The sequence below is a fragment of the Pseudomonadota bacterium genome, from assembly GCA_039193195.1.
GTDB lineage: Bacteria > Pseudomonadota > Gammaproteobacteria > Steroidobacterales > JBCBZW01 > JBCBZW01.
Map to the genome: position 1 here is coordinate 151912 of JBCCWS010000008.1, position 24792 is coordinate 176703.

At 64.2% G+C, this 24792-nt stretch carries 25 protein-coding genes; 11 read left to right on the top strand and 14 right to left on the bottom strand.

The genetic code is table 11. The features are described from left to right. Nucleotides 1-4: 4 nt before the first annotated feature. The 3 genes from AAGA68_10015 to AAGA68_10025 form a co-directional block, all read right to left on the bottom strand. On the bottom strand, nucleotides 5-1669 hold the full coding sequence (locus AAGA68_10015; protein MEM9385384.1) for a DUF885 family protein: 1665 nt from the start codon (nucleotides 1667-1669) through the stop codon (nucleotides 5-7). After that, nucleotides 1669-2181, bottom strand: coding sequence for a hypothetical protein (locus tag AAGA68_10020; protein MEM9385385.1), 513 nt, complete (start codon nucleotides 2179-2181; stop codon nucleotides 1669-1671). The genes AAGA68_10015 and AAGA68_10020 overlap by 1 nt, the downstream gene beginning before the upstream one ends. 144 nt (nucleotides 2182-2325) lie before the next feature. Further along, nucleotides 2326-2892 carry a zf-TFIIB domain-containing protein gene (locus AAGA68_10025; GenBank protein ID MEM9385386.1) on the bottom strand — a complete coding sequence of 189 codons (567 nt, stop codon included), beginning with the start codon at nucleotides 2890-2892 and terminating at the stop codon, nucleotides 2326-2328. Nucleotides 2893-3308: 416 nt separating this feature from the next. On the opposite strand from AAGA68_10025, the gene AAGA68_10030 reads away from it, so the two are divergent. Further along, nucleotides 3309-4463, top strand: coding sequence for an alpha/beta hydrolase-fold protein (locus tag AAGA68_10030; GenBank protein MEM9385387.1), 1155 nt, complete (start codon nucleotides 3309-3311; stop codon nucleotides 4461-4463). 19 nt (nucleotides 4464-4482) lie between these two features. Here the strand turns inward: AAGA68_10030 and AAGA68_10035 are convergent, their stop codons facing one another. Beyond that, entirely contained in the window at nucleotides 4483-5172 is a 690-nt protein-coding gene (locus AAGA68_10035) for a peroxiredoxin-like family protein (protein MEM9385388.1), read from the bottom strand. A gap of 308 nt (nucleotides 5173-5480) precedes the next feature. Here AAGA68_10035 and glnK point away from each other — a divergent pair, with 308 nt between their 5' ends. Next, on the top strand, nucleotides 5481-5819 hold the full coding sequence (gene glnK, locus AAGA68_10040) for a P-II family nitrogen regulator (GenBank protein ID MEM9385389.1): 339 nt from the start codon (nucleotides 5481-5483) through the stop codon (nucleotides 5817-5819). A 20-nt stretch (nucleotides 5820-5839) separates the two neighbouring features. Here the strand turns inward: glnK and AAGA68_10045 are convergent, their stop codons facing one another. The 6 genes from AAGA68_10045 to AAGA68_10070 form a co-directional block, all read right to left on the bottom strand. Continuing rightward, entirely contained in the window at nucleotides 5840-6871 is a 1032-nt protein-coding gene (locus tag AAGA68_10045) for an ATP-binding protein (protein ID MEM9385390.1), read from the bottom strand. Between the two features lie 8 nt (nucleotides 6872-6879). Further along, nucleotides 6880-8394: a circadian clock protein KaiC gene (gene kaiC / locus AAGA68_10050; GenBank protein MEM9385391.1), complete on the bottom strand. Its 1515-nt coding sequence runs from the start codon at nucleotides 8392-8394 to the stop codon at nucleotides 6880-6882. Then, complete coding sequence (locus tag AAGA68_10055; protein ID MEM9385392.1) at nucleotides 8387-8692, bottom strand: circadian clock KaiB family protein; 306 nt, start codon at nucleotides 8690-8692, stop codon at nucleotides 8387-8389. Before AAGA68_10055 ends, kaiC begins: the two co-directional genes overlap by 8 nt. Next, entirely contained in the window at nucleotides 8689-9549 is an 861-nt protein-coding gene (locus AAGA68_10060) for a response regulator (GenBank protein ID MEM9385393.1), read from the bottom strand. Before AAGA68_10060 ends, AAGA68_10055 begins: the two co-directional genes overlap by 4 nt. A 254-nt stretch (nucleotides 9550-9803) precedes the next feature. Next, a complete protein-coding gene (locus AAGA68_10065; protein MEM9385394.1) occupies nucleotides 9804-10256 on the bottom strand; it encodes a PAS domain S-box protein in 453 nt (150 codons plus the stop codon). 175 nt (nucleotides 10257-10431) lie between these two features. Next, entirely contained in the window at nucleotides 10432-11121 is a 690-nt protein-coding gene (locus AAGA68_10070) for a haloacid dehalogenase type II (protein ID MEM9385395.1), read from the bottom strand. A 150-nt stretch (nucleotides 11122-11271) separates the two neighbouring features. Here AAGA68_10070 and AAGA68_10075 point away from each other — a divergent pair, with 150 nt between their 5' ends. The 5 genes from AAGA68_10075 to AAGA68_10095 all read left to right on the top strand — a co-directional run bounded on the left by AAGA68_10075 (nucleotide 11272) and on the right by AAGA68_10095 (nucleotide 16796). Continuing rightward, nucleotides 11272-12912 carry a long-chain-fatty-acid--CoA ligase gene (locus AAGA68_10075; GenBank protein MEM9385396.1) on the top strand — a complete coding sequence of 547 codons (1641 nt, stop codon included), beginning with the start codon at nucleotides 11272-11274 and terminating at the stop codon, nucleotides 12910-12912. 144 nt (nucleotides 12913-13056) lie between these two features. After that, complete coding sequence (locus AAGA68_10080) at nucleotides 13057-13668, top strand: inorganic pyrophosphatase (protein ID MEM9385397.1); 612 nt, start codon at nucleotides 13057-13059, stop codon at nucleotides 13666-13668. Between the two features lie 118 nt (nucleotides 13669-13786). Beyond that, entirely contained in the window at nucleotides 13787-14437 is a 651-nt protein-coding gene (msrA, locus tag AAGA68_10085) for a peptide-methionine (S)-S-oxide reductase MsrA (protein MEM9385398.1), read from the top strand. Nucleotides 14438-14485: 48 nt separating this feature from the next. After that, the gene (locus tag AAGA68_10090; protein ID MEM9385399.1) at nucleotides 14486-14836 is read left to right on the top strand and encodes a hypothetical protein; all 351 of its coding nucleotides are present in this window, start codon (nucleotides 14486-14488) and stop codon (nucleotides 14834-14836) included. Nucleotides 14837-14942: 106 nt separating this feature from the next. After that, entirely contained in the window at nucleotides 14943-16796 is a 1854-nt protein-coding gene (locus tag AAGA68_10095) for a methyl-accepting chemotaxis protein (protein ID MEM9385400.1), read from the top strand. Here AAGA68_10095 and AAGA68_10100 read toward each other — a convergent pair. After that, entirely contained in the window at nucleotides 16793-17596 is an 804-nt protein-coding gene (locus tag AAGA68_10100; GenBank protein ID MEM9385401.1) for an alpha/beta hydrolase, read from the bottom strand. The genes AAGA68_10095 and AAGA68_10100 overlap by 4 nt on opposite strands. After that, a complete protein-coding gene (locus tag AAGA68_10105; GenBank protein MEM9385402.1) occupies nucleotides 17596-19083 on the bottom strand; it encodes a wax ester/triacylglycerol synthase family O-acyltransferase in 1488 nt (495 codons plus the stop codon). Before AAGA68_10105 ends, AAGA68_10100 begins: the two co-directional genes overlap by 1 nt. A gap of 298 nt (nucleotides 19084-19381) precedes the next feature. Here AAGA68_10105 and cysK point away from each other — a divergent pair, with 298 nt between their 5' ends. The 4 genes from cysK to AAGA68_10125 all read left to right on the top strand — a co-directional run bounded on the left by cysK (nucleotide 19382) and on the right by AAGA68_10125 (nucleotide 22743). Next, complete coding sequence (gene cysK, locus AAGA68_10110) at nucleotides 19382-20344, top strand: cysteine synthase A (GenBank protein MEM9385403.1); 963 nt, start codon at nucleotides 19382-19384, stop codon at nucleotides 20342-20344. A 114-nt stretch (nucleotides 20345-20458) separates the two neighbouring features. Then, nucleotides 20459-20869 (top strand): heme-binding protein, encoded by a 411-nt coding sequence (locus tag AAGA68_10115; GenBank protein ID MEM9385404.1) that lies wholly within the window; start codon nucleotides 20459-20461, stop codon nucleotides 20867-20869. 20 nt (nucleotides 20870-20889) lie between these two features. Then, a complete protein-coding gene (gene ald / locus AAGA68_10120) occupies nucleotides 20890-22008 on the top strand; it encodes an alanine dehydrogenase (protein ID MEM9385405.1) in 1119 nt (372 codons plus the stop codon). A 12-nt stretch (nucleotides 22009-22020) separates the two neighbouring features. Further along, a complete protein-coding gene (locus tag AAGA68_10125) occupies nucleotides 22021-22743 on the top strand; it encodes a cytochrome b/b6 domain-containing protein (protein ID MEM9385406.1) in 723 nt (240 codons plus the stop codon). A 33-nt stretch (nucleotides 22744-22776) separates the two neighbouring features. On the opposite strand, the gene AAGA68_10130 is transcribed toward AAGA68_10125, so the two are convergent. Continuing rightward, nucleotides 22777-23238 (bottom strand): cytochrome c, encoded by a 462-nt coding sequence (locus AAGA68_10130; GenBank protein ID MEM9385407.1) that lies wholly within the window; start codon nucleotides 23236-23238, stop codon nucleotides 22777-22779. A 62-nt stretch (nucleotides 23239-23300) separates the two neighbouring features. Next, nucleotides 23301-24455 carry an alpha-hydroxy acid oxidase gene (locus tag AAGA68_10135; protein ID MEM9385408.1) on the bottom strand — a complete coding sequence of 385 codons (1155 nt, stop codon included), beginning with the start codon at nucleotides 24453-24455 and terminating at the stop codon, nucleotides 23301-23303. Between the last annotated feature and the right edge of the window lie 337 nt (nucleotides 24456-24792).

Here is a 24792-nt window from a genome sequence, read left to right on the forward strand (position 1 = left end):
CGACTCAGTGAACGGCCAGCAGCGGCTCGTACGGCAACAGCTGGCGAAGCTCGTCATCGTTCCCCGTCATCTCGTAGCGAGTGAGCGCGATGGGTATGCGCCCGGCAGCCAGAAACTCATCGTGAAAGGCTTGTAGCTCGAAGTCCTCGCCCAGCTGGCGAGCACGATCGGCGAGCAGCGCTTCCATCTGCGTCATACCGATGAGATAGCCCATACCATAGCCCGGCGGACGGCGCAGATAGATCTCCGCATCGACCCTCGCCACGTTCTCGTCAAGGAAGGGCACGCGATCGACCATGTAGCTAGTGGCCCCCGACACGCTCATGCGGTTCTGCTGCATTTCGATGTCAGCGCGTACGCGGACGGCGCGCTTGATCCCGAAGATGTGAAACAGCTCACGCGTACGCGGCAACTCATCGAGCAGGCCAGCGTTTAGCATCATCTCCTCCAGGTACACGGCCCACCCCTCCACCCGGGCACCCTCCCAGTACGGCGTGCGAATGGGGTGGTGCTGATTGGCGGCCACCAGCCAATCGAAGCGGTGGCCGGGGATTACGGCGTGCACGTGGTCGGGTCGAGGGTCGCGAAACTGAACTTCCTCCCAAAAGTTGCGCCCCCCGGCGCGAACCATCCAGGGCACGTTGGTGGCCAGATCTCCCACGAAGGGAGGGATCGTGATGATGTTACGCTCCACGAGAAAGGCACGAATCTGCTCGTCCGCAGCGCGGATCCGTGCCTCGTATTCTTCCGCGCTCTGCGCGGGCTGCAGGGCGGGCAGGTGGCGATTGCGGTGACGCTCCAGGGTGAGGTAAGCCACCAGGCGTTCGTACTCGCGCTCGCCCAGCGTTAGGAGCGCGTCAGTGCTCAGGGGTATTAGCTTCACCTGGCGCACGTACCAATCAAACTGCGCTCGCCCGACGCCAGCCGCGGCCCGCCAATCGGGTCGATTCGTCTCGAGCCAACCGCGAAAGGTGACCACCGCGTCGAGGGCCTCGCTGACCTGCTCCACGAGCTCCGGCTGATCGCTCCGCACGCGTGCAAGCAGGTCCTCATACCAGCCGATGACCCCTGCCGGTGGCTGCGCTCGATAGGCCTGTCCGTGACCAACGCCATCGTGGTTGGTGAGGTTGTGCAGGGCCAAGGTTACGTAGTCCGCAGCAGGATCATCCAGCTGCGATCGCGCACTTGAGAGCAGCGCGGGCACGCGCTCGAGGCCTTCGCGCAGTCGCTCCAGATCCTCGCCGCTCGCAGGGATCTGCACGAAGGGGATGCGTTGGAGCTGATCGACGTAGTGGCCAGGGTCTCGCGCCCATGGGCGCGAGACCCGAAGGCGGTACTCGAGCCCATCGAGGAGGCTGCGCACCAGCAGCCAGTCGACCCGCTGGCTGCGATCCCAGTGCACCTGCGCCAGCGCTGCGTGGCGCTGGCGCAGCGCGCGCAGGGAAGCCAGCGTGGAGGCGATCGTCACCGCCGACCAATCGGCGACACCCGCAGCGTCCTGCACCGGCTTCATGAGAGCACGTGTGGCCGAGTGCACCGCGATCAGCTCGGCGTAGGCGTCATCCGTAGAATCCGGTAGCGCCGCCGCATGTGGCAGAGCAGGCCATACGCCAAGCGTGAGTATAAGCAGCAGTGCGGGCGCGCCAGTCAGTCGCGCGGCATGGGGCATCAGTAGTCTCGCTGACTATCCGATGCCTTGTTGTTCTTCTTGCCGAAGCCACCGCCGAATATATTAATTAGGCCAACCGGTGCGCTGTCATTTACGCCGTACTCAATGCGTCGCTCGTTCGCTGGATCGTAGGTAGGCAGAATGCGCAGGCTCGTACCCAGCAGCGCATCGAAGCCCTCGAGGGCGACCTTGTTCGACATGCGTTCGCGCTCCAGCATCATTGCCTGCATCTCGCGGCGCTGGGAACGCCAGATATCCGTACGAACGCTGTCCGGAAGGCCCAGGGGATCGCGACGCCCGTACACCACCACCTCGTCCTCCACAGCCGCGGCGAAGGGCACCTGCGGTCGCGTCGGAGGGGCGGGGGCACCGGCGAGCTCGCTGCTCGACGGCAGGGAAAGGTCGGCGGCAGGCGCCTCCTCGCTATCCGCCAGCTGCGCGGACAAGGGTGTGGCAGCGAGCCCTATGACCAGGGCACTGACCAGCGCCGCTGCACGTGAATTGCCAATCATGCGTATCACCCTCCGAATGGTGATGGGCCGGCCGCGGAGCGCTGCGTGTCTCACCTCGCCAGGCGCGAGGGCTCACGGCCTAAAGCCTGACGATAACGCGGATTGGGGCACCGGCGAAACCGCGCGCCACCGCCCTGCGTGAGTTCAGAACAGTCGATCGATTACGCGCAGCAAGTCGCCGAGATCGCCGATATTGACGTCGATGTCGATCGGCCCTTGCGGCGCTCCCATGGCCTTGTCGGGCATACGCGGCAGCGAGCTGCGCTTCGCCGCCGCGTCCTTGGACGACACTCCGGCGAGGGGGTTCGGCTTTGGGAGCACATTGAGCTCGGCTCCGGCGCTGGCCAGCTGCATCAAAATGGCCAGCTCTCGATCGTCAAACCACACCCCATGCGCGGTGCACACGTCCACGATGATGCCAGAACGGTGAGCGGGGTTACGGCGAGTCATCAGCGTCGAGCATTCTGGGCAGCGCAGGTAGACCACCTCGCGCGGATTCGGTGCCGGGCCTGCCTTGGGCAGCTTGAGCAAGCGCTCGCGCAGAGGGGCTTGACGCTTGCGATCGTTCAGCAGCGCACCCAGCACGTCGTGATCCAAGAACACGCCCCCGCAGTCGGTGCACTGGTCGACTAACGTATCGGCGAGCAGACGGGCTTCTAAGGGCATCTCGCAACGCGGACACTCCAGCGGCTTCTCGCGCTCATCCTCCATGGCGCGGGCAGGCGCCTGCAGGTCCGTCCCGCACGCGGAGCAGTGCTTGTAGTGGGCAGGGTTGAGCGTAAGGCACGCAGGACAGCTGACCGTCGATAGTGCTGCGCCGCAGTAGGCGCACTGGCGCGCAGATGAGCTGTTTTGCGCGCCACAGCCTGCGCAACGCACGCCCTGGGAGGACTGCTCGTTTGCGGCGGGAATCTCGAAGGTGCACCCGCATCGGCAGCGCGCGCGCGTTCCGGGAGCACGATTGCTGACGTCGTAACGCAGGCTGCAGGCCGGACACTGAATTATCATGAAAGGCTGAACGAAGAACGCTAAAAGCACTGGCGACACCAAGAAATCTAGCACGCCACCCCGGGCGGGCGACTGTGCACACGGTCACGCCAAGACGATCCGAAGAAGGAGAGCGCCACTTGCTGAAACGCCCCAACTGGCTCGAGGGCCGCCTGCTAACGCTCGAGCACACCTCGACGCTACTCGCTGACAACCCCCTAGGCGACCCCACCACCCGAAAGGTGCACGTGTGGCTCCCGCCCCAGTACGACCGTGACACCGGACGCGCCCGCCCCCGCCCCCTGCCCGTGCTCTACGACCTCGCTGCCTACACCTCGGCCGGCCCGGCTCACGTCAGCTGGCGCGGCTTCGAGGAGACCATCCCCGAGCGGGTGGCGCGCTTGCTCTACGAGAAGAAGATCGGCCCCTGCATCTTGGTGTTCCCCGACTGTTTCACAGGCCTCGGCGGCAACCAGTACGTCAACTCGAGCGCGATCGGCCCCTACGCCGACTATTTGAATCGGGAGATCGTGCCCTTTGTCGACGGGGAGCTGCGCACGCTTGACGATCGCAAGCATCGTGGCTGCTTCGGCAAGTCCTCCGGCGGCTACGGAGCACTCGTGCAAGGCATGAAGTACTGGCGCACCTGGGGCGCCGTCGCCAGCCACGCGGGCGACGCCTACTTCGACTTCGTGTACCGCAGCGGATGGCCGGAAACGCTCACGCTGCTGGCACGCTACCGAGAACAGGCACCAGCGGCAACCTTGGAGCTGAAGAGCCCCGCGCGCGGCAAAAAAGAGCCGACGGAAAGCGCCAAGCGCGCGAGCGCACGAAGCAAGGCCCTCGCGGAGGGCTTCGACGACGGTCGCGTCGCGCGGTTCTTGGAGTACGCCTGGCAGCAGCCGCGCCTACAGGGTCACGAGATTCACACGCTCATGAACCTCTGCATGGCGGCCACCTACGATCCGGACCCGTCCGCCCCGAATGGCTTTCGCCTGCCCTTCCACCTAGACACCGGCGAGCTGCTCAAGGCCCGCTGGCGCCAGTGGCTCACGCACGATCCGGTGAACATGGTGGGCCGCTATCGAAAGGGTCTGCAGAGCCTTCATGGCCTATGGATAGACTGCGGTTGGCGCGATCAGTACCACATTCACTTCGGCGCCCGCCAACTCTCAGCAAAGCTGAGCGACGCCACGATCGAACACGCCTACGAGGAGTTCGACGGCACTCACTCGGGCATCGACTACCGCCTCGATCGCAGCCTGCCCTATCTCTACAAGGCGCTAGCCCCCTAGGCCAAGCCTAATGTTTCATTTAGCGACTGTTTCGCAGTGGCGCGAGTGGCTTCTGCGTAAGCACCACTTCCGCCGCCGTGAGGAGCAAACGCGGATCGACCCGATAGCGGAAATTTGGGTTCACGTAGCTGAAGCGAATGACACCTTCGGCGTCGATCAGGAACACGGCGGGCACAGGCAGGGTGTGGTGGTCGTAGCCGGAAGCGGCCTCTAAGTCGATGCCGTAGCCCTTGTACTTCTCCACCGTCTCGTCTGCCATGCGGAAAGCTACACCGAAATCTTCAGCAACCTTCATGCTTGCATCAGATAGTAGGGCGTAGGCAGGCGCTGGCGCATCGTCTTCACCCTCGATCGCCATCTCGGCGACGGCAGCTGCCAAGGTCTTGACACTATCGGCGCTGGCGAAGAGCAGATCATAGCCAAGCGCCTGCAGGTCGTCCTCGATCGCGCGCATCCCCATCAGTTGAGCGTTGCAATAGGGGCACCAGCCGCCTCTGTAGAAGGCAAGGAGCACGGGGCGTTCGAGCGCCTCGGGGTTGAATTCGTACGATTCGCCTTCCGCCGTTCGCAGGGAGAACGCTGGCGCCTGGCTACCGACCAACACCGGCGACACGCCCTCGGCCCGGTCGGCCACCACCGCATGGGCCGAGGTGCAAAGGGCGAGGATCAGCACGGCGAGCAGTGGCCGGGCGAGGGAGACGATATTCATGGCTGAACTCCGATCGTGGTCAGGGGTAGGGGATGCGCGGCATTAGGCAGAGTAGCGCTGCGATGGATGGCACCAACGAGAGCACGTTGCGTGAACCACCATTCGGTTACGCGCTCTTCTAGGGCAGCGAGGCATCGACAACGCCCCATAGTGGTGCACAGGGTGCACCGAATTCGTGCGGAGCTGCGTGCGCAGCTCCCTACGCTGCACCCTTGCGCCTAGCGTTCCGTGGCATGGAAACTGCACACTGGTAGCCAGCGGCCTCGGCACTGGCCGACGCCGGCGGCGGAGCACAGTCCGGAGGATCCATGAAGCTCATCACTGCCATCATCAAGCCCTTCAAGCTCGACGACGTACGCAACGCCCTGTCCGATGTCGGCATCCAGGGGATGACCGTGACCGAGGTGAAGGGCTTCGGCCGGCAAAAGGGCCACGCAGAGCTCTACCGCGGCGCCGAGTACGTGGTCGACTTCCTGCCCAAGGTCAAGCTGGAGATCGCCGTGGATGACGGCCTCGTCGAACAGGCCTTGGAGGTAATACAGGGGGCAGCCAAGACCGGCAAGATCGGCGACGGCAAGATCTTCGTCTCCACGCTGGAGCAGGTCATCCGCATCCGCACGGGCGAGACCGGCGCGACCGCACTGTGAAGCCAAGCCAGGGGTCTGGCCTACTCGCATCCTAGGCGCGGGATAGTGAACGACACCTTGCACCCATCCCGGTAAGCGGGGTCGATCCAGATCGATCCACCGTGGCAATCCACAATCTTCTTACACACCGAGAGCCCCAAGCCCTTGCTGCCGAGGGCAGCCTCAGATCTCGCTAGCTGCGCGAACACACCGAACACGTAGTCGCGCTGCTCCTCGGGGACCCCAACGCCGTTGTCGCAGACGTCGATGCGCCAATCGACTTGGCGCTCGGTCGCATTGATGGTCACCTCCGGAGCAGCGGAAGACCGAAACTTCAGCGAGTTCGCTACGAGGTTCTGCATCAGCTGCAGCATGTGCGTAGGGTTTGCCACCACCGTAGGTAGGGGCGTCTCAACCACCACCACCGCGCCGGAGGCCTCCATCTCTGCGCCTAGATTGGCATATACGTCTTTGAGCACTCGGCCCAAGTCGCAGGGCACGTGCGTATCCGCATCGGCGCCCAGCGCCGCGTACTCGATCAACGAGCTGACCATTGCGCGACCCCGAGTGGCGATGTCTCGCATCATATTCACCAGCCTGTCCGCTTCGTCGGGTTCCGCCTTGGCGAAATCCTCCACGTAAGCGAGGGCGAGCTGCTCGATCGTGCGTAAGGGCTCCTGGAGGTCGTGCGACACCGTGTACGCAAACTCCTCGAACTCCTGCGCCTTGCGGAACACACCGCGCTCGCGTTCGCGGCGAGCAGTGACATCGCGCAGCACCACCAACCACGCCGGTGTGTTGCCCCAGCTGATCTGGGTGACATTGAGTTCCGCTAGCCGTACGGACGTACCGCTCACCAGCTCGATTTCCGCCACCCCCGAGGCGACCACGGGCACACCGAAGAGGCTACCGACCATTCCCTCGTCGTGGGCGTGACCGAACAGGCGATGGGCAGCCCCGTTGGCAAAGCAGACCACACCGGCCGGATCGATGACCACCACGCCGTCCGCCATCTGCGCGACGAGTACATGCGCTGGCGCTGCGCCCAACCTTGGACTGCTGTCAGGGTCCATCGGAGGTGCTACGGGTCTCTGAACAGATCCGCGATGCGTTCCTGCTCGCTGACTGCCACATGGGTGGGATTGCCTGACATGATGCCCGTAACGGTGCGGAAGGTCTTGCCAATCTGCATCCCCATGTTGTCGATCGCGAACTCCCGAATGTCTCGGTCGTGGCGGGAGCCACGCATCTTGAGCACGGCGATGCTGCGGCTGACCTCGCCGAACACCTCTACGTAGCGCAGCAGAACAATAGAGTCGGTAATTGTCGAGATATGCGCCTCCGTGATCGAGGCCCCGCCCATCAGGGACGGGGTTACGGAGGTGAATAGGCCAACGATCTGCTCGCGCTTGATCGCTGCGGTGAGTCCGAGAACGAACTCCCGGAAGCTCTTTGGAGAAGCGCCGCGCTCTAAGGCGGACAAGCTGTCCACTGCGATACGCGTCGGCTTGAACTCCTCGATGAGCGCACGCATCCGGACCAGGTGTTCCTCGAGCCCCATGACCTCGGGGTAATCGCACACCACCTTTAGGCGACCTTCGCGCTCCATGGTCGCGAAATCGAAGCCCCAGCCCTCGGCGTTGCGAATCAGCTGATCGCGGCTTTCCTCGTAGGCAAACAGTAGGCAGCGATCATCGGCACCTGCGCCGGCCAGGAACTGCGATGCCATGAGCGTTTTGCCCGTCCCGGTGGCGCCGGATACCAGCACGATCGAGTCTCGGAAGAAGCCCCCGCCGCACATGCTGTTGAGCTCGTCGTTGCCCGACGTGGTGCGGATGTTGGAGGTCTTCTGATTGAGCATCTCCGCCGACAGGGGCACTCCCACGATACCCTCGTCCGCGATCACCGAGAACGGGTATTCTCCCTTTTGGTGATCGGTGCCGCGAAACTTCAGGATCTCCATCGTGCGGCGTCGCTTCTCATTCTCGAGCACATTGCGCAACACCACCACGTTGTCAGCAACGAACTCTTCCACGCCGTGGCGCGCGATCTCACCGTACTCCTCTGTCCGCTCCGCCGTCATCACGGCCGTCACCCCGATGCGCCGAAGGGAGGCAGCGATCTTCAGTAGCTCCGAGCGCACGATGATATGGTTGTCGAACTTGGTGAACACCGCGCCGAGGGAGTCCAGGGACACGCGCTTCGCGCCGACTCGGCGCACGGCACTCTCCAAGCGCGCCATCAGCGCACCAAAGTCGAAATCGCCGGTGATCACCGACTCCTCATCGACCACCGGGGAGGCATCGACGATGGCGAGCTTGCCTTCCCGCTCCCACGCCTGAAGATTCCAACCGAAGCTAAGCATGTTCTTGCGGATGTCCGCCGGGGTCTCTTCGAAGGTGACGAAGACTCCTGCTTCCGCGTAGTCCAGCAAGCCTCGGGCGAGGAACTGAACGGCGAATACGGTCTTCGAGCTGCCCGCCGTACCAGATACCAAGGTGGTGCGTCCCACTGGCAAACCGCCATTGGAAATCGAGTCAAAGCTGTCGATCCCCGTCTTCAACTTGGTTACAGCGACTGCAGTAGCATTACTCACCTAAGAGCCCTCCCTCTTCATTCGTTCTCGGCTCGACGCCGATGGCTCTCAGTACGGCCGTGTGATCGGATAAGTCACCGATCACCCGACGGACCGGACCTGGCGATTCCTTGATAAGCGTGGGCGTAGCCATCACCCGAGACTCCTCTGCGACCTCCGGCGTCTCCAGCACATCCACGACGGTCAGGTGATAGGGCTGACCGAGGGTCTCCCCAAACAACCGGCGGACGTTCCGTGCCGCCGTTTCGCCACGGTAGGTATGTCCGGTAATGAAGAGCTTTAGGCGGAACTCACTCATCGGCTCTCGGACCTCTTGTCGTTGGATTCACTCGACCCAAAACCTACAGACTGTCGGCGGTAGTACGAGCACAGGTTCCCCACCAGCTCTAGCAGCAGGTAGCGGGATTCTTCGACGCGCGCCCGCATCTTCGCGGGGGCGCCACCGCCACCGTCGCCGTGCATGCGCAACGCCTCGGTGTGAATATCAACAACATCTCGAGGCTTTGCCATGAGCCGCCCCAGCGTATCGGCCATGCTTTGCAGTCGATCACTCAGCCGATGATCGACGTGGAAGGCGCGCTGCTCTATCGCATCGCCGACGGCCTCGGCGTAGGCACCGACTAGTTGGGTGAAGGTACTAGGTGCCGCTAGTCGCAGATTCCGCTGCCCGCACAGGTGCGAGGCCACCGGGCTGTCGGTATCGGAACCGATCTCCTCGGTGAACGCGATCTCCCGCTCGTAGCGAGCAGTTTCGAGATCTCGTTTGAGGTTGAAGCGCTCTAACGAATAGCGAATGGCGCGCTGCAGGATTGCATCCGTGAGGTCGGTCTTATCGAGGTAGTCCTCTGCCCCCATGTGCAAGGCACGGCGCGCGACATCTTGATCAGAGTTACCGGTCAGAATGATGAGGGGGTAGTCCTTCACCCGACTCCCGAAGCGCGTGACGGTCTCAACGCCCTGGCTGCCCGACAGGCCCAGGTCGAGCAGCACCACACTGATCGATCTGCCCGAATCGAGGCGATAGAAGGCTGACTCTAGCGTATGGCAACACTCCAGCTCGTAGGCGTACCCATCAGAGCCATCACGCAGCAGACGCGACAACAACATGTGTTGAACGTCATCGTCGTCGATGGCGAGCACGGCGATCTTGGCCAAGACTGCCTCCCCGGGCGGATTCGAAGCGTGCCGCGCGTCAATGAAATCTCCAGCATCATTGTGGACAAATCTTGCGGAAAGCGCCGGAATTGGCGGCACCAATTGCGATTGCCAAAAATCCGCCGGCGCTGGCGAGGTACGCCTGGTCGTTTCGCTCGGTCAATGGATTCCGTAGAGCCGAAGAATCTCAGCGACGGCGGAATCATCCAAAAGACGTAAACATCATCACCACGAGCGTGGCCGGCAAGCTGCCTTCATCCGTCCGGGCGCACCACTAGCGTGGCTGTCGCCGCCGCCTCGAGGGCGGTTTGCGCCAAGGACTCGTTAGCCCTACGAGCGCTGATCTCGATCGCGGTAACCAGCGCCCAACGCTCGCCGTCCCATTCGACCGGATTCAACGCGAGCTCCAGGGGGATCGTACGACCGGATCGGCTCAAACCGCGCAGCTCACGCCCCTGTCCCATGGCACGCTTGATGGGCACGCGATGATAGGCGGCACGCAACCTGGGATGCTGATCACGATCATCGATTGGCAGTAAGCGCTCTACCGATTGGCCGACCAGCTCGTCCTGCGCGTACTCGAAGATGTGATCGAACTGCGCGTTGGTCATGCGAATGATGCCGTCCGCAGAGACGAGCACCAGGGGCACCGACGCCAGCGCAAACAGATCCGCGTAGCGCTCCGCTAGGGTGACTGGCTTGCCCATCCCAAGATCCTTGCTGCGGACGCAGCTTCCGACGCGCGAGTTCCTCAAGCCTCAAGTGTCAGCGCTTTGGATCCGAAACGCATCTCCCGCCAGTCAGATATTTGTCTGAAACTGGTGCGCCAAGCGTTCATTGGCAACACAATGAGCTCTTGAGGCGGACGAGACTCGAGCGTGCTTACCTCATGCCGAGTACGTCCGGCAGCGTATCCAGCGCACTCACCTCCGCGTGCGCACCGGAGGGCAAGCGCTCCGTCGGCGCGGCCGAACGGTTGCACCAAACAACGAACATGCCAAAGTGCGCGGCGCCCGCTACGTCCCAACTGTTCGACGACTGAAAGCTAACCCGACAGGCTTCGACAGAGAACCGGTCCAAGGCCAACTGGTAGACCCGTGGGTCAGGCTTGAACACCCGCACCTCATCCACACTGATGACGGCGTCCAAGAGCTCGGTGATGCCCGCCGCCTGCACGGCTTGGTCGAGCATATCGCGCGACCCGTTCGAGAGCACCGCGGTCTGTACGCCCACAGCGCGCAACCTGCGCAGCACCTCAGGCACTTCGGGAAAAGTATCGAGGCTCGCGAAGGACGATAGCAGGGGCGGCGCGATTTCCGCGCGACGGGCGGCAAGCCCGGCGCTGTCCAGCGCATAGTCGAGAGCCTCCTCGACCACCTGCGCGAAGGGCGCCCACGCACCCATCAAACTTCGTAACCAGCTGTACTCGAGCTGCTTGGCCCTCCAGACAGACGCCACCTGATTCGCATGTTCACCCAGGAGCGCGAGGTGTTCGCGGGTCGCGCTCGTAAGATCAAACAGCGTGCCGTAAGCATCGAAAACGCAGACGCGCGTGTCTTCCGGTTTTCTCACGAGGACTCCGTTCTACTTTGCGGCACTGCGCCACAAGCGAAGGAACGCTTGCGGCCACGACGCCGTTGGTGTTGAGTTCGCGGATGTTTCATCAACGGTGGTGGCCCCGGGTAGGTCATCGCCTACGCCACCGCCGAAGGAGCTAGCGCCATGCACGGACTGATGATGCGCACGCCGCTCACGATCACTTCCATCATGCGGCACGCGCAGATCAACCATCCGCATGCCACGATCGCGGACATCACGATGGACAACCCTACCCATCGCTACACCTACCGCGAGGCCTTCGAACGCACGGCGCAGCTGGCCCACGCCCTCGCCGGCTGCGGCCTCAACGCCACGGACCGGGTCGCCACCCTGGCGTGGAACGACCACCGCCACTTCGAACTGTACTACGGCGTCTCCTGCAGCGGTTACGTGCTGCACATGATGAACCCGCGCCTGTTCCCCGAGCAGGTGGTGTACGTGATCAACCACGCGGAGGATCGCATACTCTTCATCGATCCGTTGTTCCTGCCGCTGCTTGAGAAGCTCGCCGACAAGCTGCCCACGGTGCAGCGCTACGTGGTGCTCACCGACGATGCCCACATGCCGCAAACGCCGCTACCGGGCGCGCAGAGCTACGAGTCCTTCATCGCCGGCCACCCCACCGCGTTCGACTGGCCTAATCTCGACGAAGATACCGCGAGCTCCATGTGCTACACCTCAGGCACCACCGGAAACCCGAAGGGCGTGCTCTACAGCCATCGCTCCACGGTGCTGCACGCCATGGGCTGCTGCATGACCGATGCGATGGGCGTAAGCAGCAAGGACCGCCTGCTGCCAGTCGTCCCGATGTTCCATGTGAACGCCTGGGGAGTGCCCTACGCGGCGCCAATGGCGGGCGCGGATCTGGTACTGCCGGGTCCGAAGATGGGCGACGGGCAGGCGCTCTTCGAGCTGATCGAAGGACACCAAGTCACCTGCGCCCTCGGCGTGCCGACCGTGTGGCTAGCGCTCCTCGAGTACGCGCGCAAGGCAGGCGGCAAGTTGGCCAGCCTCGACCGAACGGTGGTGGGCGGCTCCGCTTGCCCGAAGGCGATCATGGACGAGTTCCGCGACGTGCACGACGTGCGCGTGGGCCACGCCTGGGGCATGACCGAGACCAGCCCCATGGGCACGATCAACACGGAGAGCCGTCGCGTCGCCGAGCTGGCAGAGGACACGCGCTACGCCCTGGCCCTTAAGCAGGGCCGCGGCACCTTCGGCATCGAGATGCGCATCGTGGATGACAAGGGTGAGCAGCTGCCCTGGGACGGCGAAGCCTTCGGCCCGCTGCAGGTGCGCGGCCCCTGGGTGTGCTCGGCCTACTACCGACAGTCCGAGGGTCAGCAATCGCACACCGCCGACGGCTGGTTCGACACGGGCGATGTGGCCACCGTCGACGAGTACGGCTACATGCAGATCACCGATCGCACCAAAGACGTGATCAAGTCCGGCGGCGAGTGGATCAGCTCGATCGAGCTCGAGAACCTCGCCGTGGGCTTCGACGGCGTCGCCGAAGCGGCGGTGATCGGCGTCGCCCATCCGAAGTGGTTCGAACGCCCGCTCCTGATCGTGCGGCCCGAGGAGGGCGCCGAGATCGACCCTGATGCCTTGCTCGCGAGCTACAAGGGGCAGGTAGCGAGCTGGTGGATTCCCGACGCCGTGGCCTTCGTGCAGGACATCCCCCACACGAGCACGGGCAAGATCTCCAAACGCCAGCTTCGCGAGCGGTTCGCTGACTACAAGCTCCCGGCGGACGGTGGCTGAGTAAAAGTGCCGGTCAGTCGGTTGACGCAGCGCACCTAAGGTCTTGATACTTCCCGACCCCAAGTCTCCCTTTGGTCCGCCGCAAGTGCCATCGGCGGCACCCGGCCCCGTGCGTCGGGCTGCCCCCAGGCGAGGAACGAGAAGATGAGCAAAGACTATCTGGCCTGGCGTCCGCACCCCTGGCACGGCATCGAGCCCGGCGACAACTGCCCGGAAGTGGTCACGGCGTATGTGGAAATGACGCCTTACGACTTGGTGAAGTACGAGATTGACAAGAAGTACGGCTACATCCGCGTCGACCGCCCCCAGCGCAGCGCATCGATCCCGCCGGCCCTCTACGGCTTCATTCCGCGCACCCTGTGCGCGAACCAAGTGTCGAAGGTGACGGGCCTGAACCTCCCCGGCGACAACGATCCCCTTGATATCTGCATCATCTCTGAGCGCCCGATCGAGCGCGCCAACATCATCCTCGACGTGAAGGTGATCGGCGGCCTAACGATGATCGACGGCGGTGAGGTGGACGATAAGATCGTGGGGGTCTTCGTTAAGGACAACATGTACGGCAGCGTGCAGACCCTCTCCGAGCTCCCGGGAGTGCTCGTCGAGCGTCTCGTGCACTACTTCGAGACCTACAAGTGGATCCCGGGCGGTGAGAAGAAGGTAGAGATCCGCGAGCCCTACGGCCGAGAGCAGGCCTACCGCGTGATCGAGGCGGCGCTCGCCGACTACCAGACGGAGATCGTCGAAGCCGACTGACCCTTAGCGCAACGCGTTGCCCGACCCGCGCGGCGGGTAGATCAGCGCGGATGGGGATGTTGAAATTCCAGCTCGTCAGCCCGATCTCAGGGCATCCGGAGAAACGCAGGAGCGCACGATGTTCGGAATGGGCAAGAAGACCACACTCCCAACGGCCCAGGACGCACTGCCCGGTCGCGAGCAGTCGATTCCCCTGGACAATCGCCATTTCATCAACGGCAACGCGCTGCGCGGGCCCTTTCCGGAGGGTCTGGAGACGGCCGTATTCGGACTCGGCTGCTTTTGGGGCGCCGAGCGCCTGTTCTGGCAGCTCGACGGCGTGCACTCCACAGCCGTCGGCTACGCGGGCGGCCTCACGCCCAACCCCACCTACGAAGAGGTGTGCAGCGGTCGCACGGGCCATACGGAAGTTGTGCTCGTGATCTACGACCCGCAGGTGATTCGTTACGAGCAGCTCCTGCAGACCTTCTGGGAAGCCCACGACCCTACGCAGGGCATGCGCCAGGGTAACGACGTGGGCACACAGTACCGCTCCGCCGTCTACACGACGAGCGAGGAGCAGGCTGCCATCGCGCGCGCATCACGCGAGACCTACGCAGCGCAGCTTGCCGCCAAGGGCTTTCCGGCCATCACCTCGGAATTGGGGCCCGCGCCCACGTTTTACTACGCCGAGCAGTACCACCAGCAATACCTGGCGAAGAACCCGAACGGTTACTGCGGGCTTGCAGGAACCGGTGTCAGCTGTCCGCTCCCCACCGCTAGCGCCTGAGGCGACCCTCCCGCCCGAAGGCTCCAAGCGCGACGTTGAAGCGGCGTTGTGAGGGAGCTCTTCGCACGGCTGCGCGGTGCGGTCAAGGCCTGGTCCATCACCATCGTCGCGATCGTGCTGCTGGTGGCGGGACTCATCCTATTTCCTTTCCCCATCCCCCTTGGCTTGCCTCTGATGGTCATCGGCCTGGCGTTGCTCATCTCCTCGAGCGACGCCAGTGCTGAGCTGATGACTAAGGTGCGCCGACGCTACCCGCGCTTCGACGCTACCCTGCGCCGCACGGAGCCCAAGATTCCCGGCTGGCTCCAAGCGCCAATTCGCAAGACCGACCCTCTCCTCCAGGACACGCGTGCAGACGCAACGCCAGCACCGGGCGACGACACACCCGCCAGCTCGTAGACCAGTTCTCAGTTCTCGGCACCAATAGGTCGAGACCTCAAGGTCGTCTCAGCAGCTCCCGATACAGGCGGTGAGATCGTGTGAGCAACGAGGGAGTTCCGTGACGGTGTCCAATCCGACTGACGAGCGTGCCTGGTGCAACAGCCCCGAGACGGGAGTCGACGTACTGCGCGCGTTAGACACGAGCCAGGCCGTGATCGAGTTCGAACCCGACGGCACCATCATCGGTGCTAACCAGAACTTCCTGAACGCGGTCGGCTACGCACTGCACGAGGTCCAAGGGCAACATCACCGTATGTTCGTCGAGCCGAGCTACAGCGCCTCCGATGAGTACCGCCAATTCTGGGCGAAGCTCGGCGCTGGCGAACAGGATTCGGGTCGCTACATGCGGCTATCGAAGACGGGTGAAGAGGTGTGGATCCACGCCACCTACCTGCCGGTCTGTGACGCAACGGGCAAAGTCGCCCGAGTCATTGAGATCGCCACCTACGTGACCGACAGCATCCTGACCGAGCGCAACCGCAACGAAAGGCTGCTGCAGGCGCTGCAGACGACCAGCACCAACGTGATGGTGGCCGACGAATCGCACAAGATTACCTACATGAACGACCGTGCCTGCGACTTGTTCCGCGACGCCGCCGACGATATCCGACAGAGCTTGCCCAACTTCGATGCGAACCGCCTCATCGGTCAGAATATCGATGACTTTCACCGCGATCCGGCACACCAAGGCGGCATGCTGGCGGGCATGACCGAGGCGGTGCAAAGTCAGTTGAGCGTGGGTTCGCGCACCTTCGGCTTCACTGCCAACCCGATCATCGATGAGAAGGGCAATCGCCTTGGCACCGTGGTCGAGTGGCTCGACCGCACCAGCGAGCTCGCGATGGAATCGGGCGTAAGCAAGATCGTTAATGCAGCTGCTAGCGGGGATCTCTCGCAGCGCATCGACATCGCGGGGAAATCGGGCTTCTTCAAGACCCTCGGCGACGGGGTGAACTCCCTGCTCGACACCTACTCGGACGTCATCGAGCAGATCAGCTCCGCTGCCCACGAGGTGTCATCCTCGGCGGAGGAGATCTCCAAGGGCAACGTCAACCTGGCCCAGCGGACGGAGGAGCAGGCATCGAGCCTGGCGTCGACCGCGTCCAGCATGGAGCAGATGACCGCCACCGTAAAGCAAACAGCGGACAACGCCTCGCAGGCGAGCGAACTCGCTATCGAGGCGCGCGAAGAAGCCAGCCGCGGCGGGGATATCGTGGGCAAGGCGGTAACTGCCATGAACGGCATCAACGATGCCTCGGCGCGTATCGCGGACATCATCGGCGTGATCGACGAAATTGCCTTCCAGACCAACCTCCTCGCCCTGAACGCAGCGGTCGAAGCCGCTCGCGCGGGTGAGCAGGGACGTGGCTTTGCCGTTGTCGCCTCAGAGGTGCGCAACCTCGCCAGCCGAAGCGCCACCGCAGCGAAGGAGATCAAGAGTCTCATCCAAGATAGCGTGCAGCGGGTCAAGGAAGGGTCGTCACTGGTCGATCAGTCCGGTACGACGCTGCAGGAGATCGTGGATGCAGTCAACAAGGTCACGGAAATCGTCGAGCAAATCGCCAATGCCAGCGCCGAGCAGAGCGCCGGCATCGAGCAGGTCAACGGTGCAGTTAGTCAGATGGACGACGTGACGCAGCAGAATGCCGCCCTGGTGGAAGAGGCGGCGGCGGCGAGCGAGTCGATCGTAGAGCAAAGTAAGTCGCTCGAGGCGATCATCGCCCGTTTCAGCACGAGTAGCGGCCACGCCTCGGCGGCGGCGATTCCCGAACGGCGCGGTCCCAATCGACCGTGGTCGAAAGCGAGCGCCGCGCCGAAGGCAGCTCCGGCGCCCGCCGCAGCCCCGGCGGCGAGCGCACCGCTCAAGGTTGCCGCTGGCGGCGGCGCTGCGGACGATGGGGACTGGACCGAGTTCTAGGCCCTAGGACCGAGCGCATCTCCGTTACTAGGCCGCTCGTCCGAGCGCCCGAAGAACCAGCGTTTCAAGCCCTCGCGCTCGAAGGGCGCCCACTCCCCTTCTGCTTGCGCGAGGCGATCGGCCACCGCCCAGAAGGACAGGGGGTGGCTGCCGAGGCCGAAGTGGCTGCTCTCCACCCGGATGTTCTCGCTGAAGGGCGAGGTCTGCTCGATCGAGCACTGCCACGGCACGATGCCGTCCGTGCGGCTGTAGATGCAGGTGGTGGGTACCGGTGGCGGCAGGCTGGCGCGCTCCAGATCCGCCGCATCGATGGACTCCGGATGCTGGCTGGCCACCAAGGAGTAGAGCCAGGCCACGGAACTCTTCGCGTGTTCACGCACGGGACTGCCTAAGGTGATCACTTGGCGGATGTCGTCAGGCGCCATCCAGGCCAGCTCACGGGCGTACACGCCGCCGAGGCTCCACCCAACCAGACTCACCTTGCGCCGGTAACGCCGCCGCAGCTCCTGAATGCGCACCAGAATCGAGTGCTCGATCTCCCCGATCGGTCCTGTGTTCCACCCCAGCTTCCAGCGATGGGCGCGGTAACCTAGGTCCTTGAGGAAATTGCGCAGCAAGCTGGTAGACAGGCTGTTGGTCAGGAATCCAGGCAATACCAGGACAGGGTGGCCATCCCCTCGCGGCGCCTGGCGCAGCAGGGGGTAGGTGCCGAGCGTCGCGGCGATCTCCATGCCCACCCGAGCCTCGAGGGCCTGGTTCAGCAGCGACGGGCTTGAGATCTTCTCATCCGCCATCTCCATTACGCGCCCTGGCTCCCGCCCGGCACCGCACGCAAGGGAGTTGGCGCCGCCGGCCGCGCAGCGGATGCCCGCTCCTCTACCGCGGCGTCGATCTCCTCCATCGATTCGCGCAGGCACTGTTCGAAGAACTCCACGTCCGGCAGCACGGAGGGACAGGCCGTAACGCTGATCGAAAGCTCTTCGAGGTAGCTCGTGACCACGATGATCATGCCCAAGCCATCGATGATCGGCGCCGTGCCGAGAGTGCTCAGCACACGCGCGCCGTTGAAGTAGAGCGGGCGGCGCGGACCCGGCACGTTGGTGATCACCAGGTTGAAGAGCGGCGGATGGTACAGGGCCATCTGCATCCGCGAGTAGAACCGGGAGGCAGCGATGCCGAGGGTGAAGGGCACCACCTGCGCGACGTCGGACAGCGTGCGAGCGCCAATAGCCTCGGCGTAGTCCTTGTTGAGTCGCACGCTGCCGTGGACAGCCTCGAGTCGCGCCACGGGGTCTGCCTCCAAGGTGGCCAGGGAGACGATCATCGCACTCAAGCGATTGTTGTTGGCCTCCAGCACGGAGCGACGCACGGAGATCGGCACGAGGGCCGTTAGGGACTGGGCAGGCAATTCCGCATTGGCCTGCAAGTAGCGACGCAGGGCACCTGCGCAAACGGTGAGCACGACGTCGTTGAGGCTCGCCCCGGACACGAGCCCCCGCGCGGCGCGCAGAGACGCGAGCTGCAAGCGCACGGCGCCGAAGACGCGCTGCGGCTCTACGGGCACGTTGAGGCGCGTGCGTGGCCCCGTGAGGTTGACGTCCCGTTCCTTGCTGCCCTCCAGCAGCAGGTCTCGGCCCAGGTTGAGCACGCCGCCGAGCACCGAGCCTACGGTGCGCGCGACCCCGAAGGGGCGCTTTAGCAAGCCCAGCCCTGTGCTCGTGAGCAGCTGCGCCAGTGAGGGCTGCATGTCCGGCATCCAGCGCGCATGCCCCGGGAACTCACGCACCTCAGGGGTGGGATCGAGCAGGCACGTCAGCAGGTCGCGACCGCTCATGCCGTCGGCGGCAGCGTGGTGGATCTTGTGGACCACCGCAAAGGAACCCGGCGGCAGCCCCTGGATGCCGTCGAGACCCTCTACGAAGGTCAATGACCACAGGGGGCGGCGCGTGTCCAATGGCACGGAGAACAGGTGCTCGAGGAGGTGGCGCATCTCGGTCCAGCTGCGCTTACCCGGCAGGGCCATGTAGCTCACGTGTGCGTCCAGGTTGAAGTGCGGATCTTCCACCCAGAAGGGGTTGTCCAAGTCCAGCGGCACGTGCACCACGCGCCGGCGGAACACTGGGCTCACGTGCAAGCGCGATTCCACCAGAGCGCGGAAGCTTTGAAAGTCGAGACCGCGGTCGCCAGGATTGGCGGGGGCGCAGAACAGCACACCGCCGATGTGCATGGGGGCCTTGGGGGTTTCCAGGTAGAGGAAAGTGGCGTCGATACCGCTCAGTTGATCCATTCGATGTCCTCGGGGCTGAGCCCCGCTGCCGGGCGTCTCGCAGCGTCGAGACGGCCGCGGCGTCCAGCATATTCGATTGCGCTATAAGGCCGACGACATAAAGTCGTTCTGCTCGCCCTCCTTCGCCGTTTATTCTTCCAGGCTAGCTGCGAGGCCTCGTTTGATGTGGGTCTATTTTGCCGCATTGCGGCACAAATGACGAATCGGACGACCCCGACGGCAACGAACGCCGGCATATCGCGCCGAAAACGCGACCATCGTCCAACAACGGCTCGCCCGAAGGAAAGGGAACGCGCGCATGATCTACGACAGCATCATCGACACGATCGGCTCCACGCCGGTGGTGAGGCTCAACCACATCGCCCCGGAACACGTCGATCTCTACGTGAAGGTAGAGGCCTTCAACCCGGGCGCCTCGGTAAAGGACCGCTTGGCCTGGGGCATCGTGCAGGACGCCGAACGTAGCGGCGCCCTCTCCCCCGGACAGACCGTCGTCGAAGCCACCTCGGGCAACACGGGCGTGGCCCTGGCCATGGTGTGCGCGGCCCGCGGCTATCCCTTCGTCGCCGTCATGGCAGACAGCTTCTCCAAGGAGCGCCGTAAGCTAATGAAGCTACTCGGTGCCAAGGTGATCCTGACGCCCGCGGCGGAGCGCGGCACGGGCATGGTGAAAAAGGCCCAGGAGCTGTCCGAAAGGCACGGATGGTTCTGGGCCAGTCAGTTCACCAACGGCGCCAACCCTGCCTTCCACCGCAGCACTACAGGGCCGGAGATCCTGAGCGACTTCGCTGGCCGACGCCTCGACTACTGGGTCACGGGCTGGGGCACGGGCGGCACGATGTCGGGCGCGGGCGAGATGATCAAGCTGGCGCGCCCGGAGGTGACCATCGTCACCACCGAGCCGGACAACGCGCGCCTGCTCGCCGGCCAGGAGTGGCAGCCGCACAAGATTCAGGGCTGGACGCCAGACTTCGTGCCGGACGTGCTCAACCGCGAAGTCTTCGACGAGAACGTGCCCGTCTCCGACGTAGAGTCCATGGAGACCTCCCGGGCGCTTGCAGCCAAGGAGGGCATCTTCACTGGCGTCTCCGGCGGTGGCACGCTGGCGGCAGCCCTGAAGGTGGCGGCCAAGGCTAGCCCGGGCAGCGTTATCCTGGCCATGCTGCCGGACACCGCCGAGCGCTACTACACCACGCCGCTATTCGGCGACATCAGTGAGGACTCGGACGACGAGTGGCTCGCGGACCAGCCCACGATCTAAGTCCGGCCCACTTCGCCACCTGCCGCCGCCGCGACTCCGCTAGACTTGTCCCCCGATCCCGGGCCCGCCGCCAGGCAGGCCCGGCTTTCCCGTGGCCACCAGGGGCAGACCAGCATGACAAGTAAGACCTCTATCGGCCTGGCGGCGGCCCGCCGCGTGGCCGAAGCCGCCGAAGAGGAAGCCGTCGCCAACGACTGGCCGGTGGTCATCGCTGTGTTGGACGATGGTGGACACATCATCTACCTGCAGCGCGACGATCGCGTGCAGCTCGGCAGCGTCGATGTGGCCATCGCCAAGGCACGCAGCGCGGTGCTGTTCAAGCGCCCAACAGCCGCCTTCGAGGAGTTAGTCGGCTCCGGCCGCCAAGGCTACCTCGCCATGCCCGGCGTTGTGGCGGTGGAAGGGGGCGTACCCCTCGAGGTGGACGGCACCGTGGTAGGCGCCATCGGCATCAGCGGCGTGCGCTCCCAGCAGGACGGTCAAATCGCCAGAGCTGGGGCTGCCGTCCTCGCCAGCAAGCAATAACACCAGGGGGAATACAGAATATGCTCATCGGGGTGCCTAAGGAAATCAAGAACCGAGAGTTTCGTGCCGGCCTCACGCCCGCCAGCGTGCGTGAGATCGTCATGCACGGCCATCAGGTGGTGGTAGAGACACAGCTTGGCGCGGGCATTCGCCTGACCGACGAGGACTATCGTCACGCGGGCGCCACCGTGGCGGAAACGGCCGCCGAGGTGTTTGCTCAAGCCGATATGGTCGTGAAGGTAAAGGAGCCGCAGCTGCCCGAGTGCGCCATGCTGCGCGAGGGCCAGCTGCTGTTCACCTACCTGCATCTAGCGGCAGCGGCCGAGATCACCGAAGCGCTGATCCGCAGCGGCAGCAGCTCGGTCGCCTACGAGACCATCACCGGCCCCGGCGGATCCCTCCCGCTCTTGGCGCCGATGAGCGAAGTCGCAGGTCGCCTATCGATTCAGGCCGGTGCCCACGCGCTGGAGCGCGCTCAGGGCGGCAGCGGCACCTTGCTCGGCGGCGTGCCCGGCGTGGCGCCGGCGAAGGTGTTGATCATCGGCGGCGGCATCGTGGGCGACAACGCCGCCTACATCGCCAAGGGCATGGGCGCGGAGGTCACCATCCTCGATCGCTCCATCGCTCGCCTGCGCCAGCTCGACATCGACTACTCTGGACGAATCTCCTGCGTGTACTCCACACGCGAAGCCATCGAACACTACGCGCTAGAGGCTGATCTGGTGGTCGGCGCGGTCCTGCTGCCCGGGGCGGCGGCGCCGAAGCTCCTCACGCGCGACATCATCTCCCGCATGAAGCCGGGCTCGGTGGTGGTGGATGTGGCAATTGACCAGGGTGGCTGCTTTGAAACCTCTAGGGCAACCACCCATGAAGATCCCACCTACGTGATCGATGAGGTGGTGCACTACTGCGTGGCCAACATGCCGGGCGCCGTGCCCCGCACTTCCACCTTCGCCCTCAACAACGCCACCCTTCCCTACGTGGTGAAGCTCGCCAACATGGGGCTCGCCAAGGCGATCACCACCGACGCGGATCTGCGCAACGGCCTCAACGTCCATGCGGGCAAGGTGACCTGCCAACCCGTGGCCGAGTCGCTAGGTCACCCCTACGTGGCCCCGGCGGCGGCGCTCACCGCTTAAGACGAGCGCTTCTTGTCTGACACAACGCCGTTCTCACCGCCTCGGCCAGGCCCAGTAAGGGTCTGGGACTGGCCGACGCGAGTGGTGCACTGGTCGATCGCCCTGCTGGTGCCAAGCTCCTGGATCACCGCCAATGCCTTCGATCTGCTGGCCGCACACATGGCCCTCGGCTACATCACCCTTGGCCTGGTGGTCTTCCGGGTGCTGTGGGGGCTCGTCGGATCGCGCCACGCGCGCTTCACGAGCTTCCTGAAGGGGCCGGCGCAGACCATGCGCTACGCCAAGACCCTCGCACAGCGCGACAGCGTGCCGAGCGCCGGTCATAACCCCCTGGGCGCAGTGGCCGTCCTGCTGATGCTCACGATGTTGACCGTGCAAGCCACGACCGGGTTGTTCGCGAGCGACGAGCTGGCCTACTTCGGCCCATGGAACGGCGCAATCTCGACCGAGTGGGCCGAGACCGTCAACACCATTCACAAGATCAACGGTCAACTGATCCCATGGGTGATCGTCCTGCACCTGCTCGCCATCAGCTGGTACGCCGCCCTCAAGGGACAGAACCTAATCGGCCCGATGATCACCGGGCGCAAAGGAGGCGATCGCATCTCGCAGGCAGATGCGATCCGTAGCGATCGCACCTTCCTGGCCCTAGTCATCGCAGCGCTGGTGGCCGGGGGCGTGTGGGCCGTCGTGGCCCTGGCACCGCCCCCGCCCATGCCGGACGGCCTGTTTTAGGGAACCCCTCCAGAAGGCGAGCTCCCGTAGCGCCTACTCCGCCTTGTAGTTGTCGTGGCAACCCTTGCAAGCCTGGCCAAGCTTACTGAAGGCAGCCTTGAATCCGGCCAGATCCGCAGGCGCGTCGGAGAGCGCCAAACTGGCCTCCTGCAGAGCCGAGACCTTGGTACCGAAGTCGTCCCAGTTACTCCAGATCTTATCGAGTGCTTCGGTGCTCAAGCCGTCGACACCGGAGGTGTCGCGCGTGAACGCCTCCTCCACCATCTGCGACAACTGATTGATGCGGGTCGCGCGCAAGGCCACCTCTTCAGCATCGTAGTCAGACATGCCGCGCGCCATGAACACCATCGGGCGTAAGTTCACGCCGATCACCCGCAACACCGCCTGGCGGTACTCCACCGCCTTCTCATCTGCCTCCTTTGCACTTGCCGCGGTGGACAGCACCCCCACGCAGGCGAGCACGGCGAACACAAACGAGCCCTTAACGATTCGCACGAGGAACCCCCTTTCGATTGAGTCGTTGTAGATGTGCGCCCGACATGAGCGCGAGGGTCAGGCTAGCACACGGATCGGCGCAGGCAGCTCGCATCCACGTCTCGCAGCGTACAGGCCCCAAGCAACGCCATGTCACGCTGAAGTTCCGCCGCCATCAGATCCAACGCGCGATTCACGCCCGCCTCGCCGCCGGCGGCAAGCCCGTAAAGGTAGGCCCGCCCAGCCATGCATGCGGTGGCACCACAGGCCAAGGCTTTGAGTATGTGGGTGCCGCGTCGAACACCACCATCGAGAATCACCTCAGCCCGATCGCCGACGGCGTCGACCACCTCGCGCAAGGCATCCAAGGCCCCCGGCGCACCGTCCAGTTGGCGCCCGCCGTGGTTGGAGACAATGACGGCGCTAGCGCCGATCTGCACGGCGCGCTTGGCGTCATCGGCGCTAAGGATGCCCTTGATGGCGAAGGGGCCACCCCACTCGGCGATCATCTGTTCGGCATCCTCCCAGGTGACTGTGGCATCGAACTGATCATTGATGTATTGGGCCACCGAAGAGCCCTCTTGCTCCTTGAACTCTTCGCGATGGGCCACGTTGGCAAGCTCGAAGCCCGGCGAGCGAAGGTAGCCCCACAGCCATGAGGGCGAGGTGAGAATATCGATGATGCCCCTCACGCCAAGGCTAGGCGGCAGGGCCATCCCCGTGCGTAGGTCGCGCTCACGATTGCCTGCCACTGGCACATCGACCGTCAGGCATAGGGCGGTGTAGCCCGCTTCGCGTGCCCGTGCCATGAACTCTCGGTTAAGACCCCGATCGCGTAGGATGTAGAGCTGGTACATTTTTGGCCCGTCATTGACTTGCGCTACCGCTTCGATCGACTTGGTCGCCACGGTAGATAGCGAGTAGTAGATCCCCGCGCGCTCAGCCGCGCGGGCCACGGCGAGCTCTCCCTCGTGATGGAACAGGCATGACATGCCGGTCGGGGCAAGCACGAGAGGCAGAGCTAGGTCGGCACCGAGTACACGACAGCGAGTGTCGATCTCAGATACGTCCACCAGGTAGCGCGGCACCAGGGTGAAGTCGTCGAAGGCGGCGGTGTTGCGCCTCATGGTGCCCTCGTCGTCGGCGCCCCCGTCGATGTAATGAAACATGGGCGCGGGAATCCGACGCTGAGCGACTCGGCGCAGGTCAGCGATGTTGTGGCAGCGTTTGATCGACATCGGTCCATCGTAGCGGACCGGCGCCGGCAGCGCGCTCCTCTAGCCCGGGCGGAACTTTCCGATGGCGAGCCTGCCGCCATGGCGCCTATTTGAATGCGGCGGATGCGCCCGGCAGAATGCCCCCCTCGGCGGGAATTGAAGCGCCCGGCGCAAACCGCCTGGCCTAGTGGGCCGCTTGGTAACTAAGGTGACGCTCAGCGAGTAGCACGGGCGCCAGGGCAAGGCGGTCGAATGCAGCCAATGGCGATGCCATTGGCCGCGCGACGCGCCTTGCTGACGCTGCCCCTACGCAGACTGAGCGTTACCTCATTTACCAAGCGGCCCACTAGCGCCACCA

Coding starts and splice junctions, on each gene's coding strand:
- AAGA68_10080 (MEM9385397.1), top strand. CDS start 13,057: ATGAGCAAAGACTATCTGGCCTGGCGTCCGCACCCCTGGCACGGCATC.
- glnK (MEM9385389.1), top strand. CDS start 5,481: ATGAAGCTCATCACTGCCATCATCAAGCCCTTCAAGCTCGACGACGTA.
- AAGA68_10075 (MEM9385396.1), top strand. CDS start 11,272: ATGCACGGACTGATGATGCGCACGCCGCTCACGATCACTTCCATCATG.
- AAGA68_10115 (MEM9385404.1), top strand. CDS start 20,459: ATGACAAGTAAGACCTCTATCGGCCTGGCGGCGGCCCGCCGCGTGGCC.
- AAGA68_10035 (MEM9385388.1), bottom strand. CDS start 5,172: ATGAATATCGTCTCCCTCGCCCGGCCACTGCTCGCCGTGCTGATCCTC.
- AAGA68_10135 (MEM9385408.1), bottom strand. CDS start 24,455: ATGTCGATCAAACGCTGCCACAACATCGCTGACCTGCGCCGAGTCGCT.
- AAGA68_10020 (MEM9385385.1), bottom strand. CDS start 2,181: ATGATTGGCAATTCACGTGCAGCGGCGCTGGTCAGTGCCCTGGTCATA.
- AAGA68_10100 (MEM9385401.1), bottom strand. CDS start 17,596: ATGGAGATGGCGGATGAGAAGATCTCAAGCCCGTCGCTGCTGAACCAG.
- AAGA68_10045 (MEM9385390.1), bottom strand. CDS start 6,871: ATGGACCCTGACAGCAGTCCAAGGTTGGGCGCAGCGCCAGCGCATGTA.
- ald (MEM9385405.1), top strand. CDS start 20,890: ATGCTCATCGGGGTGCCTAAGGAAATCAAGAACCGAGAGTTTCGTGCC.
- cysK (MEM9385403.1), top strand. CDS start 19,382: ATGATCTACGACAGCATCATCGACACGATCGGCTCCACGCCGGTGGTG.
- AAGA68_10025 (MEM9385386.1), bottom strand. CDS start 2,892: ATGGAGGATGAGCGCGAGAAGCCGCTGGAGTGTCCGCGTTGCGAGATG.
- AAGA68_10065 (MEM9385394.1), bottom strand. CDS start 10,256: ATGGGCAAGCCAGTCACCCTAGCGGAGCGCTACGCGGATCTGTTTGCG.
- AAGA68_10055 (MEM9385392.1), bottom strand. CDS start 8,692: ATGAGTGAGTTCCGCCTAAAGCTCTTCATTACCGGACATACCTACCGT.
- AAGA68_10015 (MEM9385384.1), bottom strand. CDS start 1,669: ATGCCCCATGCCGCGCGACTGACTGGCGCGCCCGCACTGCTGCTTATA.
- AAGA68_10105 (MEM9385402.1), bottom strand. CDS start 19,083: ATGGATCAACTGAGCGGTATCGACGCCACTTTCCTCTACCTGGAAACC.
- msrA (MEM9385398.1), top strand. CDS start 13,787: ATGTTCGGAATGGGCAAGAAGACCACACTCCCAACGGCCCAGGACGCA.